The sequence below is a fragment of the Microcella sp. genome (genome assembly GCF_033763155.1).
Taxonomy (GTDB): Bacteria; Actinomycetota; Actinomycetes; order Actinomycetales; family Microbacteriaceae; genus Microcella.
Genome location: NZ_JANRKZ010000268.1, coordinates 1 through 11,218 on the forward strand (window position 1 = coordinate 1; position 11,218 = coordinate 11,218).

An 11,218-nucleotide genomic window follows, 5' to 3' on the forward strand; every position below is an offset into this window, starting at 1 on the left:
GCGCACTTGACTGATCACTTCGAGCAGCACGTCGCCGAGCCGCGAGGCTTGCACCTCGACCCGGAGTACTCTCGACGTGTAGCCCGAGGCACGGTCGGCGTTCGGGTGCGAGTGACGCGCATCGATGCCCGCGCCAAGCTCAGCCAAAACAAGTCGCCCGAGGTGATCGAGAACATCGTCGCCGAGCTTGAGGGTGACGGGCCCTACAGCCAGCCCGGTTTGGCCCGCGAGATGAGGAGACACCATGACGCGCGCGATTCGTAACGCGAGACCGCTCGGTGGCCACGACCCGATCGACCTGCTCATCGACGACGGCATCATCGTCGGCATCGTGCCCGCGGCAACCGCCCCCGCCGCGTTCGACGACATCGACCTCGAGGGCCGCTTCATCATGCCCGGCTTGTGGGACGAACACGTGCACCTCACGCAGTGGGCGCAACACCGCCGCCGCATCGACCTGTCTGCTGCCGAGAGCGCCGCTGAGGCCGTTGCGATCGTGCGCTCGGCCATTGCTCGCGGCGAGGCTCGCGACGCCGTCGTTGTCGGCGTGGGCTTCCGTGATGGCTTGTGGCCGGATGCGCCCGCCGCCGCCCTGCTCGACACCGTCGCGAGCGACCGCCCCATCGTGCTCGTCAGCGCCGACGTGCACTGCGTCTGGCTCAACAGCGCGGCCCTTGTGCACTTCGCGGTCGAGCCCTCGGCCGGCGCCGACGGTGATGGCGTGCTGCGCGAAGACGCGGCTTTCGCCATCACGGCTCGCCTCGACAGCGCACCCGACGCCGAGCTCGACACGTGGGTTGCGGAGGCTGCGGCCGAGGCTGCGGCCCGCGGAGTCGTGGGCGTCGTTGACCTCGAGATGCGCTGGAACCGCGACGACTGGCTGCGCCGCGTCGCGAGCGGATTCGACGCCCTGCGCGTCGAGTTTGGCGTGTACCCCCAGCACCTCGACCGCGCGATCGACCTGGGCATGCGTTCGGGTCAACACCTCGCCGGCACCGTGAGCGTTGGCCCGCTCAAGGTCATCACCGACGGTTCGCTCAACACCCGCACTGCGTATTGTTGCGACCCGTATCCGGATGCTCCCGCCGAGGCCTACGGCCGCCTCAACGTTCCCCCCTGCGACTTGCACCCCTTGCTCGCCCGCGGCATCGAGGCGGGCTTCGAGCCTGCCGTGCACGCGATCGGTGATGGCGCCAACCGCTTGGCTCTCGACGTGTTCGCCAAGCTCGGGCGAGGCGGACGCATCGAGCACGCGCAACTCGTGCACGACGGTGACTTTGCCCGCTTCGCGGCGCTCGGGGTCACCGCGAGCGTGCAGCCCGAGCACGCCGTCGACGACCGCGATGTCGCCGAGCGATACTGGCCGGGGCGCACGCGCCGGGCGTTCGCGTTGCGGTCGTTCCTCGACGCGGGTGCCCGCATCGTGCTCGGCTCTGACGCGCCCGTGGCGCCGCTCGACCCGTGGATCGCCATCGCGGCGGCGACGAGTCGCACGCGCGACGGCCGACCGGCCTTCCACCCCGAGCAGTGCCTCACCGTGGTCGAAGCCCTCGCGGCGTCGACCCGCTCGCTTGTCGCACTCGGCGAGCCCGCCGATCTCGTGGCACTCGATGTCGACCCGCTCACCGCGAGTGCCGATGAGCTGCGCACCATGCCGGTGGCGCTCACGATGCTCGGCGGAACGGTGACGCACGCGGCGCCCGCGCTCGGCGCCGTGGTCGCGGCGCGCTAACTGCTCCCCGCTATCGCAACTGGGCGATGCGCGTCGCGAGGTCGCGCGCGTTCTGCATGCGCCGCTCGAAGCGTGCGGCGATCACGATGATGAGCACGCCCGCGAGCCCGAGCCACAGCCACCACTCGACCGACTCGCCCACGAGGGTCAGCAGCGGCCACGACTGCACGAGCAGGTGAATCAGTAGGGCGATGCCGCCGAGCACGAACGGCGCTTGTAAGCGCCGAACGAGTCCGATGACGAATACGGCCGCGGCGACCACGCCAATCGCGACGGCCCGCCACAGCGGTTCGCCGACGGCGTCGATCGCGAGCAACGAGGGGGCGAGCAACGCCACGAGGCCCGGCGTGAGCCAGAGCCAACTGCGGGCGCTGTCGACCGCGGCCAAGTGCAGGGTTCCGACCGCGAGCAGGGCGATCGCGAGCGGAACGTTCACGAGTTCGACCGGGTCCACGGCACCCGTGAGCCCGAGCAGCCCAGCCCCCAGCGCGGCCGAGCCGAGCGCGCCGGCCGTGGCGATGGTGCGCAGGCGGCCTTCGCCGAGCATCCACGCGGCAACGCCCACGGCGCTCAGCACGAGCACGACGAGCACCGCGCGCACGAGTGCGGCGCGGGCGAGGGGTTCGCCTGCCGCGGCTGCGAGCAGGTCGATCGTTTGCGTCGCGGCGAGCACCACGAGAGCGCCAACGCCGCTCAGCACGAGCGCGTTGCTCATGCGCGGCAGCGCGGAATCGAGTCGCTGTTCGGCCAGCAGCGGAACGATCGCAAGGGAGAGCGCCACCACCGCGACCACGATCGCGCGCGTGGCCGCGAGCTGATCGTCGGTGGCGGCGTGCAGTCCGCTCAGCACGGCAGAGGGCAGCAGCGCAACGAGCAGGGCCGCGGCCGTGAGGGGAGCGGCCGAGGCCGACCCCGGCTGTGAGCGTCGCCGACCCAGCAGGCTGCTGGCTGCCACGACGAGCAGCATGGCGCCCGCGAGCGGCAGCACATAGAGCTCGGCGGTCGTTTCGCCGGTGTCGGCGAGTCGCATCCACAGGGCAATCGTTGCGATGGCGAGGGCGACCCAGCCGATGAAGCGGCGGGGCGAGCGTGAGCCGATGAGTCCGTCGCGGCTCGTCGCGATGACGAGCACGAGAACGGCCAGCACCAGCACAGGCAGCCAGCCGAGGGTCGAGTCGGGGTCGCGACTCAGGCCACTCACGAGCACACCGATGCCCGCGATCACCGCGGCCACATCGCCCGCGGCGCGGTCGAGCGCGCCATCGCCAAGCGTCGAGCGCAGGGTGCGTGCGCGAGCCGAGACGTGATCGGCGGTCGGCTGAACCAGCAGGCCCACGATCGCCACGACCGCGAGCGCGCCGACGGATGCTGCTGCCGCGAGGCTCGGCGCCACCGCGAGCGGCTCGCTCTCGAGCGCCAGCAGCACGGCGCGTGCCACCGCGAGGGGGAGCAGCACGCGAGCCAGGCGCCGCTCGACGGAGCGATCGGCGCCCGCACGGCCGAGGATCACCACGAGGCACAGGGCCACCGCCACGAGGCCGAGAGCGAGGGACCCGTCGAGGCTCGCGGCGCCGGGCAAGAACGCGGCGATAACGGCCGCAAGAGTTGCGACGCCGCCGACGACCTGCCGCTCGATCGGGGCGAGACCGCCGAGTTGGCTGCTCGCGATGAGCACGGCGGCGGCAATGATCACGGTGCTCGCAGCGCTCAGGCCGAGCCCGGGCAGCGCCACACCGAGGTCGCCCGCAAGCTCGGGCATCGACCCGAGCACGAGTGCCGCCGCGAGGCCCAAGAACCCGGCGCGCAGCGGCACGAGCGCGGTGGCCGGGCGAGCGATCGCGATGGTCACGAGGGCCACGATGAGCCCCAGTGCCCAGCCGCGCGGCACGGCCCATCCCGTGACGAAGGCGCCGAGCGCCGCACCCGTGCTGAGGGGGATGCACAGGGCGATGAGGGCGCGGCGAGCATCCGTCGACGACACCCGCGTGGCGAGGTGCAGGCCGACGGCTGCGCCCACCGCGAGCAGTGCGAACGCGAGCATGACGAGCCACCACATCGGCAGGAGGGGAACCGCGGCGACGGCGACGATGCCGCCAATGAGCGTGAGCGCGCGGGCCCGACGCAGTAGCACCCCGAGGGTGGCCCAGCTGAGCGCGATGATGCCGAGCGCAAGCGCGAGCGAGGCGATCGCAGCGATCGTGGCGGGTTCACCGGAGGTGACGGGATCAGTGATCTCGAGGGGAATGATTTGCAGGCCCCGCGTGCCTGCTTCGACGAATGCCGCGATTGCGACGATGGCCGCGAGTCCACCGGCGATGGCCGTGAGACCGGCGGCGGTGATGGTCGCTGATGCCGCGGCCGTGCGCACGGGCGCCTCGGCCGACACGCGCTGCCAGGCCTGCTCGGCGAGCACGGCCACGAGCGTCGCGGCAATAAGGGGAGCGCTCACGACGAGCCGGTCTTGGTCGAACCGCGACGCCGAGATGACGGCTCCTACGATCGCGGCGACGGCGGCACCGGCCCCGATCGACCCGAGCGTCAGCGTGTCGAGAGCGCGGCGCGAGCCGGCCGCTCGAGCGCGCCGCACCTCGGGCGCGAACGTCACGAGGTGCAGTGCCGCGGCCGCGGCGAGCACGACACCTGCGATCACCGCTGAATATCGCGACTGCGGGTCGAGCTCGAGAATGGCGAGCAGCGCGACGATCGCGGCAATGGTGCCCACACTCTGCGCCACGATGAGGGCGCCACGGCGAGCGCCCGATCGCGCCGCCGGCACAATCAACCACGACACGGCTGCGACGGCCAGGCCCGCGAGCCCACCCGCGAAGCGCTCTGTGCCGATGATCGACGGCAGCAGTTCGGGCAGCAGATACCCGGTCGTCAGGGCGGCGCCGATCGGCAACAGGCCCGCGGCGACGACCGCCGGAATCGCGAGCGTCGAGACGCGCGACCACAGGGCGGCCAGCGCACCCACGATGAGAAGCGCGGCACCCCAATAGATCGTCTCGTTGGTTGTTCCGATGCCACTCGGGTCGTTGAGGCGCAAGGCCCACGCATCGAGCACGAGCATGACGGTGCCGAGGGCGGCGATGCCCTCGGCCGTGGCGGTGAGGCCGCGCCGGCCGAGCAGAGCGGCGGCGACCATCGTCGCGAGCGTTCCGCCGACGATGATCGACATGCGCACGACACTGCCGAACGTCACGAAGGCGTAAACGAGGCCGAAGACCGCGAACACCGACAGCAAGCTGATGCCGACGATGACGAGCGAAATCTGGATGCCCGAGCGGCGCGGCCCGGCCGTGGCGACGGCGCTCGCCGCGGGTGCTGCGGCCGGGGAATCCTCGGTGGGCGCCGGCTGCGCGTGCGCGGGTGCCGCGCCCGGCGTGGCGACGAGGGCGGCAGCCGCCGATGCCGGGGCCGATGCGGGGGCAGGAGCCGCGACGGCCGCGGCCGCAGTCTCGCGGCGGATGCGGCCGATGATGTCGAGGCGGGCATCCAGAGCATCAGCGATGTCGGCAGAGGCCGCGGCAAGCTCGGCCGCGGCAGGGTGCCGCAAGTCAAGGCCGCAGCTCGCGCAGACCACAGACGTCAGGGGCACGAAGCACGCGGGGCAACTGCTCGTCGACCGCAACTCGGCAGCCGACCGGGGAAAGAGGATGCGGCCTGCCCAGGCGCGATCGGGGGTGGAATCGCTCATGCGCACACGTTAGTGCTGTGACGTTCGACACGCGCGAAACGTTGGGATGCGTGTGCATGACGCTCGGCACCAGACTGGAACCATGCCCGAGTCGACCGAGCCGTTCGTTGCCGTCTATACCCAGCACTTGCCCGCCGTGAGCCGATACTTGGCTCGCCGCGTTGACCGTGCTGACGTTGATGACCTCGCTGCCGACGTTTTCGCCATTGCGTGGCGCAAGCGCGCGTCGGTGGCTGAGGGTGAAGAATTGCCGTGGCTGTATCGCATCGCGTCGTATCAAGTGGCGAATCACCGCCGTCGTTTGGCCGCGCGGGCCTCGGTCATGGGGTTGTTGTCGGTGCCCGACTCGGCGCCGTCGGCCGAGTCGCTCGTGACCGCTGACGCTGAACTCGCCCGAGCCTGGGCGTCGATCGCTCCGCGAGACCGCGAGGTGCTCGCACTGGTCGTGCTTGACGATCTGCCTGTGAGCGATGCCGCTGTGGCGCTCGGTGTTTCGGCGAATGCCGTGAGCATCCGGCTGCACCGCGCCAAGAAGGCGCTCGCCTCGGCGCTCAGCGACGGGCAGGCAGAAACTGCTTCGACCGATTCTGAAAGATCGACCGCCCCCGCGACATAAACCAGGTATGAGTGACAACACAGACAACCTGACTGACCGCCTTCGGCGTTCGGCGGGCACGGATGCTGGTGCCCCCGATCTCTCGCCCGACCTTGTTGCCTCGGCCCCGGGTCGTCGCGCCCCTCGGCTGGTGAACCACGGACGCACCACGCGGCTCGCGAGCGCATCGCTCGCCGCCGTCGCGGCTGTGGCCGTGGGGTCGCTCGTCGTCGTCAACCCCTTTGCCCCGAACGCCCCGCTCTTCACTGCGGCTGCCGGCGCACCGAACTCCTCGGCCCTCGGCGGCTCGGAAGCCGCGATGTCGTCTGACACCAAGATCGGCTTCTGGATCAACTACGAGTACGTGGCTGGCCCCGACCTCGGCACCGACGGCGGCAACGGCAGCGTCTACCAGTTGCGGCGTGTTGGCTCGCCTGAGCAGGTGCTCGCCGATTTGGCGCAGCGCTTTGGCGTCGATGGTGACGTCGTTGAAGCCTCGTACTTCGACCCGACGTACCCCACCTATGTGGTCGGACCCGAAGATGGCACCGCGCCCTCGGTCACGGTGACGTGGACGGGAACCGGCAACTGGTGGTTCAACAACCCCGCCGCCTACCCGCCGCCCGTGTGCGAGATGGTCAGCTACGAGACCGAGACGGGCACGGAAGAGTACGAAGAGTGCACGGTGCCCGAGGTTCCGGCCAGTGAGTCGCTCGCGCCGAGCGAGTCGGAGGCTGCGGCCCTGGCCGCTGAACTCTTCAGCGAGCTCGGTCTCGATGTCGATGCCGACGATGTGCGGGTGACCGCTGACGCGTGGCAGACGATGGCGAGCGTCAACCTCGTCGTCGATGGCATCGCCACCGCGATCGACTACAGCGTGGCGTGGAGCCCGCTCGGCGAGATCGCGTGGGCATACGGCCACTCGATCGAGGTTGTCGACCGCGGTGACTTCGGCACCGTGTCGCCTACCGCAGCCGTTGAGCGCTTGAGCGACTGGCGTTGGTTTGGTGCGGGCGGCCCTGACTACCAGGGCGGCATGGCCTTCCTCGCCGACAGTGCTGGTGTCACTCGCAGCGCCGACGAGTCGGTGTCGTCAGAGCCGAGCGAGGGTGGCGCTGCCGAGCCCGTCGACCCGACCGATTCGGTCGAGCCGGTTGAGCCCACCGAGCCCACCGTCGAGCCGACCGAGCCCTCCGAAGAGCCAGTTGTCGAGCCGACCGACGAGCCCATCGTTGACCCCACGATCGAGCCGATGCCGATTCCTGAGCCCGAGACGGTCACCGTCACGGTCGAGTCGTCAGAGCCCACCCTCCTTCTGATGTGGGATGCCGAAGGCAACGCCTGGCTCGTGCCCGGCTATGCCATGCAGCACCCGGATGGCTTCTGGAACACCATCGTCTCGCTCGTCGAGGGTGTCATCGAGCTGCCCGCGCCCTTCGAGGGTGAGGTTGTTCCCTTCCTCGAAGACTAAGCACGACCGAACGACAGAGCCCCCGCGAGTTGGGTCGTGGGGGCTCTGTCGTGTGCGCGCGATTAGAGGAGGACGTGCGCGCGCGCGTGATCGTCGAGATACCGCGACAGGTGTTCGGCAAGTTCTGCCGTGTCGGCAGCGGCGCCGTCGATGTAGGTCGACCGGCGTCGGCGCAGCAAGCTCGCGCCCAACAGGTAAAGGCCGGGCTCGGTGATGACCCCGCCCTCGTGCCGAATGCGGCCCTTGTGGTCGAACACGGGAACGTCGAGCCACGAATACTCCGCGGTGAAGCCCGTAGCCCAAATGACGGAGGTGATGCCGCGCTTCTGCAGGTCGAGCATGAGACGCGGCGACGCGTCAACCTCGGTGGGGTCGAGCCGGTGAGGGGCATCCACGTCGTCGTTCACGCCGCGCACGACAGCCCAGGCATCGAGGCGATCGAGCAGTCGCTCTGCCTTCAAGTCGGCGAGTTTCACCGTGTTGGCGAGTCCGCCCGAGAAGAGGGCAACTCCGTCGCGAATCGCGCCGAGTCGACCCACGAGTTCGACTCCGAGTGCTCGCAGAGAGGCAAGGTCGATCGTTCGTCGGTCAGCAGACCCGACCAGCTGAGGAGACGGAACATGCCGCGCCCGCACGATGTCGTCGACGTCGTCGTAGCGCTCGTCGAGCACTCCCGAGGCATCCATCCACCAGAAAATGTCGCGGCCGCGGTAGTCACGCGGTAGTCGAACGTGTTCGCCCACACTCAGCACCACCTGGCGACCCGAGCGCGCGAGTTCGTCGGCAAGCTGAGTGCCGGTCGCCGCGGCGCCGACAATGAGCACGCCGCCATCGGGAAGCGAGTCGGGCCCGGCATATGAGCGCGTCGTGACCTGACGGATGCTCCCCGGTAGCCCCTCGGCACACGCGGGTATCGTCGGCCGTGAGTTGGCCCCGCTCGCGACGACCACGCTCGAGGCGCGCCACGTTCCCTGGTCGGTGTCAACCTGGTAGCCCTCGTCGACCGCGCTCACGCGCTCGACGGTTGTCGAGTCGTGCACGGGAGCGTCGATCGCGCGGGCGTAGCCAGCGAGCAAGTCGGCGACCTCGGGGGCAGAGAGGTGCCCGTTCGGGTCGTCGCCGTCGTAGCCGCCGCCCGGAAGGCGGGTCTGCCAGTTCGGCGTGAGCAATCGCAGACCGGGCCAGCGCTCGGTTCGCCACGATTGCGCCACCGCCCCGCGCTCCACCACGACGTGGTCAATTGACCGTTCTGTCAGGCGTCGGCTCATCGCCAGGCCGGTGTGGCCGGCGCCGATAACGATGACGTCGGTGGTGGGCACGGGGCGGTGTCGAGTGGTTCGTCGGTGACTACGCGACCGAAACGGTGACGTTGGTCGGGTTGGTCAGGGCGTCGAAGACTGCCGAGCGCTTCTGCGACTGGGCAACGAGGGCGGCGATGTCTTCTTTCGACGCGTCGGCGTCGATGTCGAACGTCACGCGAACGTCGTTGAAGCCGTTGCGCACCTCGGGGTCGCCACCGAGGATGCCGAGGATGTCGTGGTCACCCTCGACGACGGCCTTCACCGAGCGAAGCTGGATGCCGCGGTTCTGTGCGACGGCGGCAACGCCGGCGGTCAGGCAGCCCGCGAGTGCCGCGAGAACCGTCTCGACCGGGGTCGGAGCGTGGTCTTCAGACGCAAACACCTCGGGGTGGTCGCCCTCGAGAACGAAGGCCTTCTTGTGCTGCTGCTCGGCACCGAGGCCGACAAAGCGGTCGATGGTTTGCTTCGAGTGCGTGCCGCGAACCCACTCAGAGGTGGCGCGCCAGGTGAACTGGGCGGCGGCGGGGGCTTCGCGCAGGGCATCCCGAGCGCCCAAGAGGGCTTCGGTGTTGACGCCGTTGTCGACAGGTGCGGTGGTCGTGCTCATGGTGGGCTCCCTCAGAGGTCGTAGTCCGCGCTGGGGCGGTAGTTTGCGACGTTAGACCTCTTGAGCCGGCTTTGCTCGCTGAGTGACAGAGTGTGAACAAGCGTTACGTCATATGACAATCGAGGTGTGCGGTGTGTCAGTGAGACACAGTTGCGGTGCGTCGCGCCTCTGCGGCAACGGGATGGCCGCTAACCCTCATTGACTCCATCCGACTCGAGGTCCGCGTAGATGGTCTGAAACAGCGTCGCGCTCATGGTTCCGAGCAGTCGCATGGTTTCTTCGCCGATCACCCAGCCGACCTGCGTGCTGTCAGAGTGCCCCCAGAGATCGACGATGATGTCGTAGTGCTGACGCAGCTCAGCGAGGGTCGCTGAATGGGGTGCAAACCGCTCGGTAAGGGCCACGAGGCTTTGCATGCCGTGAAAGTCACCCTCCGACGCCTCGGTGCGTCGTTCGTCAAACCTCCACAGGCTCGAGGGAGTGGTCTTTCCTCGAGCCGCGAGTGACGGGCTCTGGTGAGGTTCGCCGAACTCGTGACTTTTCGTGGGCTCGATGCCGAGCGCGGCCGTGACGGCCGCGGCCGTCTTCGACGGGTCGAGCCCTCGGATGATCAATGACGCTTGAACGCTTCTGACGGCCACAACTATGAGACTAGGTGGCTCGGTGCCGAGGCGCGTGGATCAGGTCTCGATAGCAGGGACTATACGCGATGCGCGATCACCGACCACGCCAGGCGCAAGAGAAAACGGAGGGGCTGACGAGAATCGAACTCGCATCATCTGTTTGGAAGACAGAGGCTTTACCACTAAGCTACAGCCCCGCTTTGGGCCCAAGGCCCGCGCGACCTCCATCGTATCGCATCGGCGCGAGCACCCAGCCGAGCGGCGCGGCGACTCGGCTAGACTTGCCGAGGCCATTTTTCGAAGCGACGTCGCGTCGTGACGCTGACGTGGTTCACGGTCACGGTTTCGGGGCGTAGCTCAGCTTGGTAGAGCGCCCGCTTTGGGAGCGGGAGGCCGCAGGTTCAAATCCTGTCGCCCCGACCACAGCCCCAAGATTTCAGCACAACACTCAGGAGAGAACCCCTTTGGTCCAGTCCACGGTCGAGAAGCTCAGCCCGACGCGCGTCAAGATCGCCATCACGGTCACGCCCGACGAGCTCAAGCCGAGCATCCAGCACGCCTACAAGCACATCGCCGAGACGGTGAACATTCCCGGTTTCCGCAAGGGGAAGGTTCCGCCGCCCATCATCGACCAGCGCGTCGGCCGCGGCGAGGTGCTCAACCACGCTGTGAGCGAGGGCCTCGACGGCTTCTACCGCGCTGCCGTGAAAGACCAGGGCGTTCGTGCTCTCGGTCGCCCCAAGGCCGACATCACTGAGTGGCCGAGCGAGAAAGACTTCTCCGGCGACCTGCTGGTGACCATCGAGGTGGATGTTCGCCCCGAGTTCGAGATCCCGAAGTACGACGGCCTCAAGATCGAAGTTGAGGCGACCGACGTCACTCCCGACGAGGTCGAAGCCGAGCTCGAGAACCTGCGCAGCCGCTTCGGCACGCTCGTGACGGTTGACCGCCCCGCCAAGAAGGGTGACTTCGTGCAGCTCGACCTCGTCGCCACGGTCGGCGGCACCACGGTCGACACGGCCAGCTCGATCTCGTACGAGCTCGGCTCGGGCGAGCTCATCGACGGCATCGACGACGCCGTCGACACTCTCACCGCGGGTGAGAAGACGACGTTCGAGTCGAAGCTGCTCGGCGGCGACTACGAGGGCGAGATGGCTCAGATCGAGGTCTCGGTTCTCTCGGTGAAAGAGCG

Annotated in this window: 9 protein-coding genes and 2 tRNA genes; 5 read left to right on the plus strand and 6 right to left on the minus strand. The window is 68.8% G+C overall.

Going from position 1 to position 11,218, the window contains the following annotated elements; genetic code table 11:
* Nucleotides 1-246: hypothetical protein (locus SFU54_RS11390; protein WP_319016389.1), on the minus strand; the 246-nt coding region annotated here is incomplete at its 3' end.
* Between SFU54_RS11390 and SFU54_RS11395 the strand changes: the two genes are divergently transcribed.
* Complete coding sequence (locus SFU54_RS11395) at nucleotides 245-1,732, plus strand: amidohydrolase (protein WP_319016390.1); 1,488 nt, start codon at nucleotides 245-247, stop codon at nucleotides 1,730-1,732. The genes SFU54_RS11390 and SFU54_RS11395 overlap by 2 nt on opposite strands.
* Before the next feature lie 10 nt (nucleotides 1,733-1,742).
* Here the strand turns inward: SFU54_RS11395 and SFU54_RS11400 are convergent, their stop codons facing one another.
* Nucleotides 1,743-5,429 (minus strand): SCO7613 C-terminal domain-containing membrane protein, encoded by a 3,687-nt coding sequence (locus SFU54_RS11400; protein ID WP_319016391.1) that lies wholly within the window; start codon nucleotides 5,427-5,429, stop codon nucleotides 1,743-1,745.
* 82 nt (nucleotides 5,430-5,511) lie between these two features.
* Here SFU54_RS11400 and SFU54_RS11405 point away from each other — a divergent pair, with 82 nt between their 5' ends.
* On the plus strand, nucleotides 5,512-6,045 hold the full coding sequence (locus tag SFU54_RS11405) for a sigma-70 family RNA polymerase sigma factor (RefSeq protein WP_319016392.1): 534 nt from the start codon (nucleotides 5,512-5,514) through the stop codon (nucleotides 6,043-6,045).
* A gap of 7 nt (nucleotides 6,046-6,052) precedes the next feature.
* Nucleotides 6,053-7,495: a hypothetical protein gene (locus SFU54_RS11410; RefSeq protein ID WP_319016393.1), complete on the plus strand. Its 1,443-nt coding sequence runs from the start codon at nucleotides 6,053-6,055 to the stop codon at nucleotides 7,493-7,495.
* A gap of 62 nt (nucleotides 7,496-7,557) precedes the next feature.
* Here SFU54_RS11410 and SFU54_RS11415 read toward each other — a convergent pair whose 3' ends face one another.
* The 4 genes from SFU54_RS11415 to SFU54_RS11430 form a co-directional block, all read right to left on the minus strand.
* Nucleotides 7,558-8,814, minus strand: coding sequence for an NAD(P)/FAD-dependent oxidoreductase (locus tag SFU54_RS11415; RefSeq protein ID WP_319016394.1), 1,257 nt, complete (start codon nucleotides 8,812-8,814; stop codon nucleotides 7,558-7,560).
* A 28-nt stretch (nucleotides 8,815-8,842) separates the two neighbouring features.
* The gene (locus tag SFU54_RS11420; protein WP_319016395.1) at nucleotides 8,843-9,403 is read right to left on the minus strand and encodes an OsmC family protein; all 561 of its coding nucleotides are present in this window, start codon (nucleotides 9,401-9,403) and stop codon (nucleotides 8,843-8,845) included.
* Between the two features lie 188 nt (nucleotides 9,404-9,591).
* Nucleotides 9,592-10,044 carry a DUF4279 domain-containing protein gene (locus SFU54_RS11425; RefSeq protein ID WP_319016396.1) on the minus strand — a complete coding sequence of 151 codons (453 nt, stop codon included), beginning with the start codon at nucleotides 10,042-10,044 and terminating at the stop codon, nucleotides 9,592-9,594.
* Nucleotides 10,045-10,152: 108 nt separating this feature from the next.
* Nucleotides 10,153-10,223: transfer RNA gene (locus SFU54_RS11430), tRNA-Gly, on the minus strand.
* 149 nt (nucleotides 10,224-10,372) lie between these two features.
* On the opposite strand from SFU54_RS11430, the gene SFU54_RS11435 reads away from it, so the two are divergent.
* Together SFU54_RS11435 and tig are read left to right on the plus strand one after the other, a co-directional pair.
* A tRNA-Pro gene (locus SFU54_RS11435) sits at nucleotides 10,373-10,449 on the plus strand.
* 41 nt (nucleotides 10,450-10,490) lie between these two features.
* Nucleotides 10,491-11,218, plus strand: a 728-nt coding sequence (tig, locus tag SFU54_RS11440) for a trigger factor (protein ID WP_319016397.1), incomplete at its 3' end; no start/stop codon positions are given.